This is a genomic window from Pseudonocardia sp. Cha107L01, from assembly GCF_052566575.1.
Genome location: NZ_CP199579.1, coordinates 8,253,823 through 8,269,400, shown reverse-complemented (window position 1 = coordinate 8,269,400; position 15,578 = coordinate 8,253,823). Strand labels below are relative to the sequence as shown.

At 71.8% G+C, this 15,578-nt stretch carries 15 protein-coding genes; 13 read left to right on the top strand and 2 right to left on the bottom strand.

The window, feature by feature from the left end; translation table 11 throughout:
• Nucleotides 1-55: 55 nt before the first annotated feature.
• From ppk2 to nusB, 3 genes are all read left to right on the top strand, one after another.
• Nucleotides 56-922: a polyphosphate kinase 2 gene (gene ppk2 / locus ACTXG6_RS39000; RefSeq protein WP_445184329.1), complete on the top strand. Its 867-nt coding sequence runs from the start codon at nucleotides 56-58 to the stop codon at nucleotides 920-922.
• Nucleotides 923-956: 34 nt separating this feature from the next.
• Complete coding sequence (locus ACTXG6_RS38995) at nucleotides 957-2,054, top strand: M24 family metallopeptidase (protein ID WP_445184328.1); 1,098 nt, start codon at nucleotides 957-959, stop codon at nucleotides 2,052-2,054.
• Nucleotides 2,055-2,134: 80 nt separating this feature from the next.
• Nucleotides 2,135-2,593, top strand: coding sequence for a transcription antitermination factor NusB (gene nusB / locus ACTXG6_RS38990; protein WP_445184327.1), 459 nt, complete (start codon nucleotides 2,135-2,137; stop codon nucleotides 2,591-2,593).
• 62 nt (nucleotides 2,594-2,655) lie between these two features.
• On the opposite strand, the gene bldD is transcribed toward nusB, so the two are convergent.
• Nucleotides 2,656-3,144, bottom strand: a complete 489-nt coding sequence (bldD, locus tag ACTXG6_RS38985) for a transcriptional regulator BldD (protein ID WP_445184326.1) — start codon at nucleotides 3,142-3,144, stop codon at nucleotides 2,656-2,658.
• A gap of 282 nt (nucleotides 3,145-3,426) precedes the next feature.
• On the opposite strand from bldD, the gene pyrR reads away from it, so the two are divergent.
• From pyrR to coaBC, 10 genes are all read left to right on the top strand, one after another.
• Nucleotides 3,427-4,068: a bifunctional pyr operon transcriptional regulator/uracil phosphoribosyltransferase PyrR gene (gene pyrR, locus ACTXG6_RS38980; protein WP_445184325.1), complete on the top strand. Its 642-nt coding sequence runs from the start codon at nucleotides 3,427-3,429 to the stop codon at nucleotides 4,066-4,068.
• Complete coding sequence (locus ACTXG6_RS38975) at nucleotides 4,065-5,009, top strand: aspartate carbamoyltransferase catalytic subunit (RefSeq protein ID WP_445184324.1); 945 nt, start codon at nucleotides 4,065-4,067, stop codon at nucleotides 5,007-5,009. Before pyrR ends, ACTXG6_RS38975 begins: the two co-directional genes overlap by 4 nt.
• A gap of 8 nt (nucleotides 5,010-5,017) precedes the next feature.
• Nucleotides 5,018-6,331, top strand: coding sequence for a dihydroorotase (locus ACTXG6_RS38970; protein WP_445184323.1), 1,314 nt, complete (start codon nucleotides 5,018-5,020; stop codon nucleotides 6,329-6,331).
• The gene (gene carA, locus ACTXG6_RS38965) at nucleotides 6,328-7,485 is read left to right on the top strand and encodes a glutamine-hydrolyzing carbamoyl-phosphate synthase small subunit (RefSeq protein ID WP_445184322.1); all 1,158 of its coding nucleotides are present in this window, start codon (nucleotides 6,328-6,330) and stop codon (nucleotides 7,483-7,485) included. Before ACTXG6_RS38970 ends, carA begins: the two co-directional genes overlap by 4 nt.
• Entirely contained in the window at nucleotides 7,485-10,841 is a 3,357-nt protein-coding gene (carB, locus tag ACTXG6_RS38960) for a carbamoyl-phosphate synthase large subunit (protein WP_445184321.1), read from the top strand. Before carA ends, carB begins: the two co-directional genes overlap by 1 nt.
• Complete coding sequence (gene pyrF, locus ACTXG6_RS38955; protein ID WP_445184320.1) at nucleotides 10,838-11,683, top strand: orotidine-5'-phosphate decarboxylase; 846 nt, start codon at nucleotides 10,838-10,840, stop codon at nucleotides 11,681-11,683. The genes carB and pyrF overlap by 4 nt, the downstream gene beginning before the upstream one ends.
• A gap of 344 nt (nucleotides 11,684-12,027) precedes the next feature.
• Nucleotides 12,028-12,345, top strand: coding sequence for an integration host factor, actinobacterial type (gene mihF, locus ACTXG6_RS38950; protein WP_445190231.1), 318 nt, complete (start codon nucleotides 12,028-12,030; stop codon nucleotides 12,343-12,345).
• A complete protein-coding gene (gene gmk, locus ACTXG6_RS38945; RefSeq protein WP_445184319.1) occupies nucleotides 12,342-12,959 on the top strand; it encodes a guanylate kinase in 618 nt (205 codons plus the stop codon). Before mihF ends, gmk begins: the two co-directional genes overlap by 4 nt.
• Before the next feature lie 2 nt (nucleotides 12,960-12,961).
• Nucleotides 12,962-13,237: a DNA-directed RNA polymerase subunit omega gene (gene rpoZ / locus ACTXG6_RS38940; protein ID WP_445190230.1), complete on the top strand. Its 276-nt coding sequence runs from the start codon at nucleotides 12,962-12,964 to the stop codon at nucleotides 13,235-13,237.
• 8 nt (nucleotides 13,238-13,245) lie between these two features.
• Nucleotides 13,246-14,472: a bifunctional phosphopantothenoylcysteine decarboxylase/phosphopantothenate--cysteine ligase CoaBC gene (coaBC, locus tag ACTXG6_RS38935; protein ID WP_445184318.1), complete on the top strand. Its 1,227-nt coding sequence runs from the start codon at nucleotides 13,246-13,248 to the stop codon at nucleotides 14,470-14,472.
• A 533-nt stretch (nucleotides 14,473-15,005) separates the two neighbouring features.
• Here the strand turns inward: coaBC and ACTXG6_RS38930 are convergent.
• On the bottom strand, nucleotides 15,006-15,494 hold the full coding sequence (locus tag ACTXG6_RS38930) for an SH3 domain-containing protein (RefSeq protein ID WP_445184317.1): 489 nt from the start codon (nucleotides 15,492-15,494) through the stop codon (nucleotides 15,006-15,008).
• Nucleotides 15,495-15,578 lie beyond the last annotated feature (84 nt).

Genomic DNA, 15,578 nt, shown 5'->3' with positions numbered 1-15,578 from the left:
GGCAGCGGTGGCCAGCAGGGACGCCGGTCGGAACGGCAGCGCAGAGGTGGCAGCGATGAGCAAGTCAGGCAAGAAGAAGTCGCACCCGGACCGCCCCGGCGACTCCGACGACTCCGTGCCGAAGCGGCTGCCGAGGCAGCTCTACGAGGACGAGCTGTTCCGGCTGCAGGGTCAGCTCGTCGAGATGCAGGAGTGGGTCCGCACCAGCGGCGCCCGGCTGGTGGTGGTCTTCGAGGGCCGGGACGCGGCCGGCAAGGGCGGCGCGATCAAGCGGGTGTCGGAGTACCTGAACCCCCGGGTGTGCCGGATCGTCGCGCTGCCGGCGCCGACCGAGCGCCAGCGCACCCAGTGGTACTACCAGCGCTACATCGAGCACCTGCCGGCCGCCGGCGAGATCGTCCTGCTGGACCGCAGCTGGTACAACCGGGCCGGCGTCGAGCGGGTGATGGGGTTCTGCTCCGACGACGAGTACAGCCGCTTCCTGCACCAGACCCCGGTCTTCGAGAAGCTGCTGGTCGAGGACGGCGTGATGCTGCGCAAGTACTGGTTCTCGGTCAGCGACGGCGAGCAGGAGCGCCGGTTCCGCGGCCGCCTCGACGACCCGATGCGGCGCTGGAAGCTGTCCCCGATGGACCTGCAGTCGGTGACCAGGTGGGAGGAGTACTCCCGGGCGAAGGACGAGATGTTCTTCCACACCGACACCGCCGCGGCGCCCTGGTCGGTGGTCGAGGCGGAGGACAAGCGCCGGGCCCGGATCAACATGATCGCCCATCTGCTCTCCAGCGTGCCCTTCGTGCACGTCGAGGCCCCGAAGCTGGCCCTGCCGGCCCGCCCGGCGCAGCGCGGCTACCAGCGCCCGCCCCGGGACATGTTCACCTCGGTGCCCGACCACGCCGCGACGCTGCTGCAGCACGCACACTGAGCCCCCCGAGCCTGCCGACCCCTAGTCTGGGCGGATGACACCCGCCGCCCGCCGGGACGCGCTGCGCGAGCTGCTGCGCGCCGCCGAGCTGGACGCCCTGCTGGTCACCGACCTGGTCAACGTCCGCTACCTGAGCGGGTTCACCGGCTCCAACGCCGCCCTGCTGGTACCCGCCGCCGGTGAGCGGGGCACCCGGTTGGCCACCGACGGCCGCTACACCACCCAGGCCGCCGCCGAGGCGCCCGACGTGCGGCGGGTCATCGAGCGGGCCTGCGACCGGGTGCTGGTGGTGGCCGCCGGCAACGACGGCATCCGGCGGCTGGGCTTCGAGTCCGGGCACCTCACCGTCGACGCGCACGCCGCGCTGCTCGAGGTGGCCGCCGAGAAGGGCAAGGGCGTTGAGCTGTGCCGCGCGCCCGGCCTGGTGCAGCAGCTCCGGGCGGTCAAGGACGCCCGGGAGATCGAGGCGCTGCGCGCCGCCTGCGCCGCCGCCGACGCCGCGCTCGCCGACGTCATCGAGGCCGGCGGCCTGCGCCCCGGCCGGACCGAGCGGGACGTCGCCGCCGACCTGGAACAGCGGATGCGGAGCCACGGGGCGGACGGTCCCTCGTTCGACACCATCGTCGCGGCCGGCGCGAACTCGGCGATCCCGCACCACCAGCCGACCGACGCCGTGCTGGCCACCGGGGACCTGGTCAAGATGGACTTCGGCGCGCTGCTCGGGGGCTATCACTCGGACATGACCCGCACCGTGGTGCTCGGCCGGCCGACGGACTGGCAGCGCGAGCTGTACGCGCTGGTCGCCGCCGCGCAGGCGGCCGGCCGGGCGGCGCTGGCGGTCGGTGTCGAGGTCGTTGCCGTGGATGCCGCCGCCCGCGCGGTCATCACCGACGGCGGCCGGGGGCCGGAGTTCTCGCACGGCCTCGGGCACGGTGTCGGCCTGGAAATCCACGAGGCACCGGCGCTGTCGGCCACCGGCGCCGGTACGCTGGCATCCGGCATGGCGGTCACCGTCGAGCCCGGTGTCTACCTCGCCGGCCGGGGTGGTGTCCGAATCGAAGACACGCTCGTGGTCCGCCCCGACGGCGCCGAGCTGCTCACCCTCACCGGTAAGGAGCTCCTCGCGCTGTAGCGCGGCGGCCATGCGCAGCTGAAGGGGATGTACCGGCAAGTGGCGAACAGGGCCAGCAGGAACGACCTCGGTGACCTCGCATGAGGGCACGTACGAAGGCCCGCAAGCGCGCGCTGGACATCCTCTTCGAGTCCGAGGCGCGCGGGGCCGACCCGTTGGTCGTGCTCAAGGAGCGGCAGGGCACCGAGGACGCCCCGCCGGTCTCGGAGTACGCCGCGAGGCTGGTCGAGGGGGTCGTCGAGCGCCGTGAGCGCATCGACCAGCTGCTCACCGAGCACTCCGAGGGCTGGTCGGTGGCCCGGATGCCGGCCGTCGACCGGACACTGCTGCGGATCGGCCTCTACGAGCTGCTCTGGATCGACGAGATCGACGACCCGGTGGCGATCACCGAGGCGGTCGAGCTGGCCAGGACGCTGTCCACCGACGACTCGCCCCGGTTCGTGAACGGGGTGCTCGGCCGGATCGCCGACATCGCGGAGCACCTGCGACCGGGGCTGGCCCCCACGCCCGCCGACCCGCCGGTCGACCAGGAGCGCTGAGCCGGCGCGGTCCCGCCCACCTGTCGTGCTCTGGCAGCCACGACACGTGGGCGGGCACGGCTCTAGTCCTCGCGGACCGGACGGGCTTCGGGGGGTAACACCCCCCAGTCGACGAGCTGCTCGGTGAGCTCACCGGGCGTCATGTCGTAGATGATCGCCAGGGATCGCAGGTCCTCGGTCCGGATGGACAGCACCTTGCCGTTGTAGTCGCCGCGCTGGCTCTGGATCGCGGCGGCGTAGCGGGCAAGGGGGCCGACCTTGTCGGCGGGCAGCTGCTGGAGTCGCTCGAGGTTGATAACGATCTTCGTGGCGGGCTCGGCGCCGGATGGCACCCGTCCCTCAGGCAGCAGCTCGGCCACCGGCACACCGTAGAAGTCGGCCAGCTCGGCCAGCTTCTGCACAGTCACGGCGCGGTCGCCTCGCTCGTAGGAGCCGACAACCACGGCCTTCCAGCGGCCGCCGGACTTCTGCTCGACGCCGTGCAGCGACAAGCCTTGCTGCTGCCGAATGGCGCGGAGTTTGGCACCCAGCGCCTTGGCGTAGTCGCCCATGTGGCGAGTCTCCGTTTCAGCATTGCCCCAGTTAGCCGTCAGGTGAAGGTGCGGGGGGCGTTGTGATCAATACGCAGAGTAATCATGCGCTCGTTTTCGTCACTAGGTCAAGTTGGTCTCTGGACGGCGGCCCACGGATGTGTCTGACTCCACCCGGTCGGCTGATTGCCAAGCCCCCCGCGCCGCCCGATCGAGTGGCCGGCCCTGGTAGCGTCGTGCCCGTCCCCAGGGACAGTCCTTTAAGGCCCGTCCAGTGAGGCGGGGAAGGAGAGGAGTTTCCGCGTGGCGTCCCCCCGGCGCGCGCGCGGCGACCAACCGGCCGGTACCGGCAGCGAGCGAGACACTGAGCTGCTGACCGAGTCGGACGTCGCCCGCACGATCGCGCGCATCGCCCATCAGATCATCGAGAAGACCGCCTACGGACCCGGACAGGCCGACCAGGTGGTGTTGCTCGGCCTGCCCACCCGGGGCGCGACGTTGGCCCGCCGGCTGGGTGCGGCGATCGCCGAGTTCGCCGGCGCGGCGCCCGACGTCGGCACCCTGGACGCGACTCTGTATCGAGATGACCTGCGCCGCCGCCCGGCCCGCTCGCTCGAGCCGACCTCCATCCCCAGCGGTGGCCTGGACGACAAGCTGGTCATCCTGGTGGATGACGTGCTGTTCTCCGGGCGCACCGTGCGGGCCGCGCTGGACGCGCTGCGCGACCACGGTCGGCCGCGCGCGGTGCAGCTCGCCGTACTGGTCGACCGGGGGCACCGGGAACTGCCGATCCGGGCCGACTACGTGGGCAAGAACGTGCCGACCGCGCGTAGCGAGCAGGTCGCGGTGCTGCTCTCCGAGGTCGACGGCCGGGACGTGGTGCTACTGCGCCGCGCCGGCGAGGAGAACCATCCGGAGACCGGTGCCCCAGGAGGCCATGAGTGAGGCATCTGCTCTCTACGGGTGATCTGGACGCGGCCACCGCCAACCTGCTGCTGGACACCGCCGACCGGCTCAAGCAGGCGCTGCTCGGCCGTGAGGTCCACAAGCTGCCCACGCTGCGTGGTCGGACCATCATCACCCTCTTCTACGAGGACTCCACCCGGACCAGGGTGTCCTTCGAGATCGCCGGCAAATGGATGAGCGCGGACACGATCAACGTCAGCGCGAAGGGCTCCTCGGTGTCCAAGGGGGAGTCGCTGCGGGACACCGCGGCCACCCTGGCGGCCGCCGGCGCGGACTGCGTGATCATCCGGCACCCGGCTTCCGGCGCGGCGCACCGGCTCGCGGCATGGGGCGGCCGGGACGCGCTGGAGGGCGCCGGGCCGGCCGTGGTGAACGCCGGCGACGGCACCCACGAGCACCCCACCCAGGCGCTGCTGGACGCGGCGACCCTGCGGGACCGGCTGGGTTCGATCTCCGGTCGGCGAATCGGCATTGTGGGCGATGTCACACACAGTCGGGTGGCCCGTTCCAATGTGTTGCTACTGGCCACCCTCGGGGCGGAGGTCGTGCTCGTCGCGCCGCCGACGCTGCTGCCGGTCGGGGTGGCCGGCTGGCCCTGCCGGGTGGGCCACCACCTGGACGCCGAGCTGCCCGGACTGGACGCGGTGATGATGCTGCGGGTGCAGGCCGAGCGGATGCACGGCGGCTTCTTCCCCTCGTCCCGCGAGTACGCGATCGGGTACGGGCTGTCCGAGCGCCGGCTGGCGATGCTGCCCGAGCACGCCGTGGTGCTGCACCCCGGCCCGATGGTGCGCGGCATGGAAATCGCCCCGGCGGTGGCCGACTCGCCGAGGGCGGCGATCCTGGCTCAGGTACGCAACGGGGTGCACGTGCGCATGGCCGTGCTCTACCACCTGCTCGCCGGCGCACCCGAGGTATGAGGATGACGATGACTGGTTCGAACTTGTTGATCAAGGGTGCCCGGCTGTACGGCGAAGGTGACCCGGTCGACCTGCTGCTGGCCGACGGCGTTATCGCTGAAATTGGCCCAGAGATCGGCACCGGGCTGGAGAACCCGGACGACACCGAGGTGATCGAGGCCGACGGGCTCGTCGTGCTACCCGGGTTCGTGGACCTGCACACCCACCTGCGCGAACCGGGCGGCGAGGACGCCGAGACGATCGAGACCGGGTCGGCCGCCGCCGCGCTGGGCGGGTTCACCGCCGTCTTCGCAATGCCGAACACCGACCCGGTCGCGGACAACGCGGTGATCGTCGAGCACGTGCACCGCCGCGGCGCCGAGGTCGGCCTGGTGGACGTGCACCCGGTCGGCGCGGTGACGGTCGGGCTGGCCGGGGAGCGCCTCGCCGAGCTGGGCACCATGGCGGCCTCCGGCGCCGGGGTGCGGATGTTCTCCGACGACGGGCACTGCGTGCACGACCCGGTGCTGATGCGCCGGGCACTGGAGTACGCCACCGCGCTGGACGTCGTGATCGCCCAGCACGCCGAGGACCCCCGGATGACCGACGGCGCCCAGGCGCACGAGGGCGCGGTGGCCGCCCGGCTGGGGCTGGCCGGCTGGCCGGCGGCCGCCGAGGAGACCATCGTGGCCCGCGACTGCGCGCTGGCGCGGGACGCCGGCGCCGCGCTGCACGTCTGCCACGTCTCGTCGGCGCGCACCATCGAGGTGCTGCGCGCGGCCAAGGCGGCCGGCGTGCGGGTCAGCGCCGAGGTCACCCCGCACCACCTGCTGCTCACCGACGCCGTGCTGACCAGCTACGACCCGGTCAACAAGGTCAACCCGCCGCTGCGCACCGGTTCCGACACGGCGGCGATGCGCACCGCACTGGCCGAGGGCGTCATCGACTGCGTGGCCACCGACCACGCACCGCACCCCGCGCAGGCCAAGGACTGCGAGTGGGCGGCCGCCCGGCCGGGCATGCTGGGCCTGCAGACCGCTCTGTCGGTACTGGTGCACACCATGGTGGAGCCCGGCCTGCTGGACTGGCGCGGAGTGGCCAGGGTGCTGTCCGAACGTCCCGCCGAAATCGCCGGGCTGCCCGACCAGGGCCGCCCACTGGCGGTCGGCGAGCCGGCCACGCTGACCCTCGTCGACCCGGACGCACAATGGACCGTGCGCGGCGCGAAGCTCGCCAGCCTGGCCAGCAACACCCCCTACGAGGGCATGAGACTGCCCGCCCAGGTCGTGGCCACGGTGCTGCGCGGGCGGATCACCGCGCGGGACGGAGACATACGCAAATGAGCGACCCGAACAGCAGGACCGCCCTGCTGGTGCTGGAGGACGGGCGGGTGTTCACCGGCGAGTCCTACGGCGCCAGTGGCACCGCGCTCGGCGAGGCGGTGTTCACCACCGGGATGACCGGGTACCAGGAGACGCTGACCGACCCGTCCTACTGCCGCCAGATCGTGGTGCAGACCGCGCCGCAGATCGGCAACACCGGCTGGAACGCCGAGGACAACGAGTCGACCCGGATCCAGGTGGCCGGCTACGCGGTGCGCGACCCCGCCAGGGTGCCGTCCAACTGGCGTTCCGAGGACACCCTGGAGCACCAGCTGGCGACCCAGGGCGTCGTCGGCATCGCCGGTATCGACACCCGCGCACTGGTCCGCCACCTGCGCGAACGCGGCGCGATGCGGGCCGGGGTGTTCTCCGGCTCGGAGGTCGCGGTGCTGGCCGGTGCGGTGACCAACACGGCCGAACTCGTCGAGCGGGTGCGGCGGAGCCCCTCGATGGAGGGTGCCGACCTGACCGGCGAGGTGACCACGCCGACCCGGTACGTGGTACCCGCCGCCGGGGAACGCCGGTTGACCGTGGCCGCGCCGGACCTGGGCATCAAGTCGAACACCCCGAGGATGCTGGCGGCGCGGGGCATCGAGACGCACGTGCTGCCGGCCGCCACGACGCTGGCCGAGATCCTGGAGCTCGGCGCGGACGGGGTGTTCCTGTCCAACGGCCCCGGCGACCCGGCCACCGCCGACGCCGTCGTGGCGCTCACCCGCGAGGTGCTGGACCGGCGGCTGCCGCTGTTCGGCATCTGCTTCGGCAACCAGATCCTCGGCCGCGCGCTGGGCCGGGGCACCTACAAGATGCGCTACGGCCACCGGGGCATCAACATCCCGGTCATCGACCACACCGACGGCACGGTGGCCATCACCGCGCAGAACCACGGGTTCGCGCTGGAAGGTGAGCCGGGGGAGGAGTTCGACACCCCGTTCGGCCGCGCCGAGGTGAGCCACAGCTGCCCGAACGACGGCACCGTCGAGGGGGTCCGGGCGCTGGAGGTCCCCGCGTTCAGCGTGCAGTACCACCCCGAGGCGGCGGCCGGTCCACATGACGCGGCGGGCCTGTTCGACCGCTTCGTGGATCTCATGACCAACCCGACGGGAGCCCGCTGATGCCACGCCGGGAAGACCTGCGGCACGTGATGGTGATCGGCTCCGGGCCGATCGTGATCGGCCAGGCCTGCGAGTTCGACTACTCCGGCACCCAGGCCTGCCGGGTGCTGGCCGAGGAGGGCATCCGGGTCAGCCTGGTCAACTCCAACCCCGCGACGATCATGACCGACCCCGAGTTCGCGGACGCCACCTACGTCGAGCCGATCACCCCGGAGTTCGTCGCCAAGGTGATCGCCGCCGAGCGGCCGGACGCGATCCTGGCCACCCTGGGTGGGCAGACCGCGCTGAACACCGCCGTCGCGCTGCACGAGCAGGGCGTGCTGCAGCGCTACGGCGTTGAGCTGATCGGGGCCGACTTCGACGCCATCCAGCGCGGCGAGGACCGGCTGAAGTTCAAGGACATCGTGCTCGGTATCGGCGGGGACGTGCCGCGCAGCGCGGTCTGCCACTCGATGGACGAGGTCAGGGCCGCCGCCGGCGAGCTGGGCCTGCCGGTGGTGCTGCGCCCGTCGTTCACCATGGGCGGGCTGGGTTCCGGGCTGGCGTACACGCCGGAGGACCTGGAGCGGCTCGGCGCGATCGGGCTGGACGCCTCCCCGGTGACCGAGATCCTGGTCGAGGAGAGCGTGCTGGGCTGGAAGGAGTACGAGCTCGAGCTGATGCGCGACCGCAAGGACAACGTGGTCGTCATCTGCTCGATCGAGAACCTGGACCCGATGGGCGTGCACACCGGCGACTCGATCACCGTGGCGCCGGCCATGACGCTGACCGACCGCGAGTACCAGCACATGCGCGACGTCGGCATCCAGGTGCTGCGCGCGGTGGGCGTGGACACCGGCGGCTGCAACATCCAGTTCGCGGTGCAGCCGGAGACCGGCCGCCTGGTCGTCATCGAGATGAACCCCCGGGTGTCGCGGTCCTCCGCGCTGGCCTCGAAGGCCACCGGGTTCCCGATCGCCAAGATCGCCACCAAGCTCGCGGTCGGCTACACCCTGGACGAGATCCGCAACGACATCACCGGCGAGACCCCGGCCTGCTTCGAGCCGGCGCTGGACTACGTCGTGGTCAAGATCCCCCGGTTCGCCTTCGAGAAGTTCCCGGGCGCCGACCCGACGCTGACCACCACGATGAAGAGCGTCGGCGAGGCGATGTCGCTGGGTCGCAGCTTCGCCGAGGCGCTGGGCAAGGCGATGCGCTCGATGGAGACCAAGGAGGCGGGGTTCTGGACCCGCCCGGATCCCGACGGCGCCACCCTCGAGTCCACCCTGGACGAGATCGCGATCCCGACCGACGGGCGGATCTACGGGGTGGAGCGGGCGCTGCGCCTCGGTGCCACGGTCGCGCAGGTCGCGGCGCGCACCGGCATCGACCCGTGGTTCGTCGACCAGATCGCCTCGCTGGTCGAGCTGCGTACCGAGATCCTGGACACCCCGGTGCTGAACCCCGACCTGCTGCTGCGGGCCAAGCGCCACGGGCTGTCCGACCGGCAGGTCGCCGCGCTGCGCCCGGAGCTGGCCGGCGAGAACGGGGTGCGCATCCTGCGGCACCGGCTCGGGGTGCGCCCGGTGTACAAGACGGTGGACACCTGCGCCGCCGAGTTCGCCGCGCTCACGCCGTACCACTACAGCGCCTACGAGACCGATCCGGCGGCCGAGTCCGAGATCGCGCCGCAGACCGAGCGCCCCAAGGTGCTCATCCTCGGCTCCGGGCCGAACCGGATCGGGCAGGGCATCGAGTTCGACTACTCGTGCGTGCACGCCGTGATGGCGCTGCGGGCGGCCGGCTACGAGACCGTCATGGTCAACTGCAACCCGGAGACGGTGTCCACCGACTACGACACAGCGGACCGGCTCTACTTCGAGCCGCTGACCTTCGAGGACGTCCTCGAGGTGGTGCACGCCGAGCGGGAGTCCGGCTCCGGCGGCCCCGGCGTGGTCGGGGTGATCGTGCAGCTCGGCGGGCAGACCCCGCTGGGGCTGGCGCAGCGGCTGGCCGACGCGGGCGTGCCGGTGGTGGGCACCTCGCCGGAGGCGATCAACCTCGCCGAGGACCGCGGCGCGTTCGGCGCGGTGCTGGAGCGCGCCGGGCTGCCCGCGCCGCGCTACGGCACCGCGACCTCGTACGCGGAGGCGCGCAAGATCGCCGAGGAGATCGGCTACCCGGTGCTGGTGCGGCCGTCCTACGTGCTCGGCGGGCGCGGCATGGAGATCGTCTACGACGACGAGACGCTGGAGGGCTACATCCAGCGGGCCACCGAGGTCAGCCCGGAACACCCGGTGCTGGTGGACCGGTTCCTCGACGACGCGATCGAGATCGACGTGGACGCGCTGTGCGACGGCGCGGAGATCTTCCTCGGCGGCGTGATGGAGCACATCGAGGAGGCCGGGGTGCACTCCGGCGACTCGGCCTGCGTGCTGCCGCCGATCACCCTCGGGCGCGCCGACCTGGACGCGGTGCGGCACAGCACGGCGGCCATCGCGCACGGCGTCGGGGTGCGCGGGCTGCTCAACGTGCAGTACGCGTTGCACGGCGAGACGCTCTACGTCCTGGAGGCCAACCCCCGCGCCTCGCGCACGGTGCCGTTCGTGTCCAAGGCGACCGCCGTCCCGCTCGCCAAGGCGGCCGCCCGGATCATGCTCGGCGCGACCATCGCCGAACTGCGCGCCGAGGGCCTGCTGCCGGCCCACGGCGACGGCGGCGTGCTGCCCGGCTCGGACCTGCTGGGACCGGTCGCGGTGAAGGAGGCCGTGCTGCCGTTCCACCGGTTCCGCACCCCGGACGGCAAGGGCGTGGACTCGCTGCTCGGCCCGGAGATGAAGTCCACCGGCGAGGTGATGGGCATCGACACCTCGTTCGGCAACGCGTTCGCCAAGTCGCAGGCGGCCGCCTACGGTTCGCTGCCGACCAGCGGCAAGGTGTTCGTCTCGGTGGCCAACCGGGACAAGCGGGCGATGATCTTCCCGGTGAAGCGGCTGGCGGACCTCGGCTTCGAGGTGCTGGCCACCACGGGGACCGCCGACGTGCTGCGCCGCAACGGCATCGCGGTGACCATCGTGCGCAAGCACTTCGAGGGCCCGGACAACATCGTCGAGCTGATCCTGGACGGCGGCGTCGACATGATCATCAACACCCCGTACGGCAACCCCGGGCCCCGGGTGGACGGCTACGAGATCCGGACCGCGGCGGTGTCGCGCGGGGTGCCCTGCCTGACCACGGTGCAGGCCGCCGCGGCCGCCGTACAGGGCATCGAGGCGCTGACCAGGGGCGGGCTCGAGGTGCGTTCGCTGCAGGACCTGCACGCGGCGCTCGGCAAGGCCCGCGCCGAAGCACTCCCTCCCGCTGAGGCGGCACAGTGACCGCCGGCCCGGTGGTGGCCACGTTCGGGGCGCGGCTGACCGAGGCGGTGGCCGCGCACGGGCCGCTGTGCGCCGGCATCGACCCGCACCGGGAGCTGCTGGCCGCCTGGGGGCTGAACGACGACCCGGCCGGGCTGGAGCGCTTCGCAAGGGGCGCGGTGGCCGCGCTGGCCGGCGAGGTCGCGATCCTCAAGCCGCAGTCGGCGTTCTTCGAGCGGCACGGCTCGGCCGGCATCGCGGTACTGGAGCGGCTGCTCGCCGACGCGCGGGAGGCGGGCACGCTGGTCCTGCTGGACGTCAAACGGGGTGACATCGGCTCCACCATGGGCGGCTACGCGGACGCCTACCTGGCCGACGGCGGCCCGTTGGCGGCCGACGCGGTGACGCTGTCGCCGTACCTGGGCTTCGGCTCGCTGGGCCCGGCGCTGGACGCCGCGGCGGCCACCGGGCGCGGGATCTTCGTGCTGGCGCGCACGTCGAACCCGGAGGGCGGGCAGGTCCAGACGGCGCAGGTCCAGGCGGACCCGGCCGGGCACTCGGTGGCGCAGGCGATGGTGGACGGCGCGGCGGCCGTGAACGCCGGTCAGGCCCCGTTGGGCAGCGTCGGCGTGGTGATCGGCGCGACCCACGACCACGGGCTGGCACTGGGCGGGCTGAACGGCCCGGTGCTCGCCCCGGGGCTCGGTGCCCAGGGCGGTACGCCGGCGGACCTGGCGGCCCGGTTCGCCGGGGTGGCCGGCGTGGTACTGCCGGCGGTGTCCCGCGCGGTGCTCGGAAAGGGCCCTGACCAGGGCGCACTGCGAGCGGCGGCGCGGTCCTGGCGGGCCGCGCTGGCCAGCTGAACCGGCGCTGATCAGGCGCCGAACCGACGCGGGATCGGGCAGGCTGGCGCAACTCGGTGACCGCCCGGCGTTCTCGCGGGGCCGCTACGGGTGTATCCGCTCTGGGCGTTCTCTCAGCCGGTTGGCCCATATCACGGTGCGCGGACGGCGCGCCGGGCGCCATTGTTGATCCGTGGACACCGCCGCGCGCCGAGCCTACGAAAGCCTGCGCCAAACGGCCCTATGTGTCCTGACCTGGCCCTGACCTGGCTCTCAGGGGACCCCCGTTGCGAGGCGGCCAAGGTCAGTGAGTACGTTCGAGTCACCGACAGAGCACGACAAGCTTGTACATGACGGAGGAGATCGTGGCCCTTCCCCAGCTCACCGAGGAACAGCGGGCCGCCGCATTGGAGAAGGCCGCGGCCGCCCGCAAGATTCGGGCCGAGCTCAAGGACCGTCTCAAGCGCGGCGGGACCAACCTCAAAGAGGTTCTTACCCAGTCCGACTCGAACGAGGTCCTGGGCAAGATGAAGGTTTCGGCACTGCTTGAGGCCCTGCCGGGCGTCGGCAAGGTGCGCGCCCAGCAGATCATGGAACGCCTGGAGATCGCGCCGAGCCGCCGGCTGCGTGGTCTCGGCGAGCGGCAGCGCAAGGCGCTGCTCGCCGACTTCGACGCGGAGTGACCGACGGGGCCGCGAGGGGACGGCTGGTCGTACTGGCCGGCCCCTCCGGCGTCGGAAAGTCCACCGTGGTCAAGGCGCTGCGCCCGGAGTTGCCGTCGCTGTTCTTCAGCGTCTCGGTGACTACCCGGGCGCCGCGCCCCGGTGAGGTCGACGGCCGGGACTACCACTTCGTGAGCGATGCCGAGTTCGATCGCATGATCGCCTCGGACGAGCTCCTGGAGTGGGCCGAGATCCACCGGGGCCTGCATCGCTCGGGGACCCCGGCGGCCCCGGTCGCGCAACATCTGGCGGCGGGCGATCCGGTACTGATCGAAGTTGATCTGGCCGGCGCCCGTGCCATCAAGGCCGCCCGGCCGGATGCGCTGATGGTGTTCCTGACACCGCCCAGTTGGCAGGACCTGGTGTCCCGACTGTGCTCCCGAGGTACCGAATCCGCGGAGGTCGTCGAGCGCCGACTGGCCACCGCCCGCGACGAGTTGGCGGCGGCTGCCGAGTTCGACATCACCGTGGTCAACGACGACATCAACGAGGTCGTGCCGCGATTGGTATCGTTGTTAGTTGGCGCCCCCGGTGGGGGAACCGCCATCGAGACCCCCGCAGGAGTTTTTGAGTGAGCATGCCGCTGACCGACAACTCGAGGCTAACCACGCCCGAGGGCATCACCAACCCGCCTATCGATGACTTGCTGGACAAAGCCAGCTCGAAGTACGCGCTGGTGATCTACGCGGCCAAGCGGGCGCGCCAGATCAACGACTACTACTCGCAGCTCGGCGAAGGCCTGCTGGAGTACGTCGGCCCGCTGGTCGAGCCGGGCCCGCGCGAGAAGCCGCTGTCCATCGCGATGCGCGAGATCCACGAAGGCCTGCTCGAGCACACCGAAGGCGCCGAGTGAGTTAGGGCATGTCCCTGGTGACCGACCGTCGGCGCGTCGTTCTCGGCGTGGCCGGCGGTATCGCCGCATACAAGGCATGTGAACTGCTCCGCCGGCTCACCGAGTCCGGCCATCAGGTCCGGGTCATCCCGACCGAGTCGGCGCTCAACTTCGTCGGCGCCGCCACCTTCGAGGCACTGTCCGGTCAGCCGGTGCACACCGGTGTGTTCACCGACGTGCCCGAAGTGGCTCACGTCCGGCTCGGCCAGCAGGCCGAGCTGGTCGTTATCGCCCCGGCGACCGCCGATCTGCTGGCCAGGGCCGCGCACGGCCGGGCCGACGACCTGCTGACCGCCACCCTGCTCACCGCGCGTTGCCCGGTGCTGCTGGTGCCGGCCATGCACACCGAGATGTGGCTGCACCCGGCCACCAGGGACAACGTGGCGCTGCTGCGGTCCCGGGGCATCGTGGTGCTGGAGCCGGCGGCCGGCCGGCTGACCGGGGTGGACACCGGCCCCGGGCGACTCCCGGAGCCGGTGGAGATCGCCGAGCTGGCCCGCCTCCTGCTGGAACGCCCCGACGCACTGCCCCAGGATCTGGCCGGGCGCCGGGTGGTGGTGTCCGCCGGGGGCACCCGCGAACCGTTGGACCCGGTCCGGTTCCTGGGCAACCGATCATCCGGCCGTCAGGGCTACGCGCTGGCCCGGGTCGCTGCCCAGCGCGGCGCCCAGGTCACCCTGGTCAGTGCGCACACCGCCGACCTGGTGCCCCCGGCCTCGGTGCGGATGGTCACCGTGGGCACCGCCGCGGAGCTGCGTGAGGTGATGGTCGCCGAGTCGAAGCAGGCCGACGCCGTCGTGATGGCCGCCGCGGTGGCCGATTTCCGGCCCGAGTCGCTGGTCGGGCACAAGATCAAGAAAACCGAGTCCGGCCCACCCACGATCACCCTGGCCACCAACCCCGACATCCTGGTCGAGCTGGTCGGGCTGCGCCCGGGCGGCCAGCTGGTGGTCGGGTTCGCGGCCGAGACCGGCGACGAGTCCGGCGACGTGCTGCACCACGGCCGGGCGAAGCTGGCCCGCAAGGGCTGCGACCTGCTGGTGGTCAACGCGGTGGGTGACGGCGTGGCGTTCGAGCAGCCGGACAACGGGGGCTGGCTGCTGGCCGCCGACGGTGGCGAGACCGAGCTGGCCAACGGGTCCAAGGCGCTCCTGGCCTCCCGGGTGTGGGACGCCGTCGCCGCCCGGCTGGGCTAACCGCCCGACTCGCGGTCGCCGTCCGGGGCCCCGCCTCTTGTTACCGAGCTGCACAGGAGGCAGGTCGCGCGCCGTCGCAACCTGCCTGGTGTGCAGCTCGTTCCTGGCGCGTGGACACGAGTTGACCGGGCGCCCCGCCACGGTCGCCGCACAGGAGCCTGTTGTTGCCGAACTGCACAGCCGGCTCGCTCAGCCGAGGCGGCCAGAAGATGCCTGGTGTAACCACTGCTGGTTGGTGACCGGGCCGTCACCAGCACCGGCCGGTCAGCTGGACCGGCGTTCATGGTCAACTCGACGTATTTCTGGTTTGATCATGATTTTGACCAGAATTTCGTTGAGTTGACCACTGCCGGGCTACCCGACCCGGGCCCCCGCTGGTCCTGAAGTACGGGTCCGGAATGCAGTCGGCCCCGCCGGCTGGGTGGGCCGGCGGGGCCGAGGAGCGCGCCCGGATGGGGAGAGAAGGACCTGCGGAGCGCTGGACCGTGGCCCGTACTCCTATCGAGGAGCACGGGCCACGGCCCAGGGATGGCTCAGAGTCCGCCGAGGGCGCTGCCGCCGCTCGAGCCGCTGCCGCTGTCGCTGCCGCTGTCGCTGTTGCCGTCGCTGTTGTCGCTGTTGTCGCTGTTGTCGCTGTTGTCGTCGCCGTTGTCGCTGGTGCCGGCATCGCCGTTGTCGTTGCCGTTGTCGTTGTTGCGCGAGGACGCGGGGTGGTTCGAGCTGCTGCCGCTGCGCTTGTTCAGCGCGACGTAGTCCGCGGACGCCCAGCCCTGCTTGTTCACCAGGTGGGCGAATCCGTTGCGGGTCTCGTCGACGGTAACCTTCTCGCCGGCCTGGCAGCTGCCGATCACCGGCGCGCTGGTGCTCGGCTGGGACCGAACCCGCACCTGGTCGGTGCAGCTGGTCAGCTGGCTGCCGGCGGCCAGCGCGGGGCCGGCCATCGCCAGCACGAGCGCGGTTGCGGCGGCCACCACCAGGCCGACCAGGGCGGCTATCCGTCCACTAACTCGAACCTTCGGCATTTTTGTCTACCTCTCTCGAAACGGTCGCGGGGTCCGCATTCATTCGGGGTCAACGACCGCAATGGCGTTCGGTAACGCCTCGGT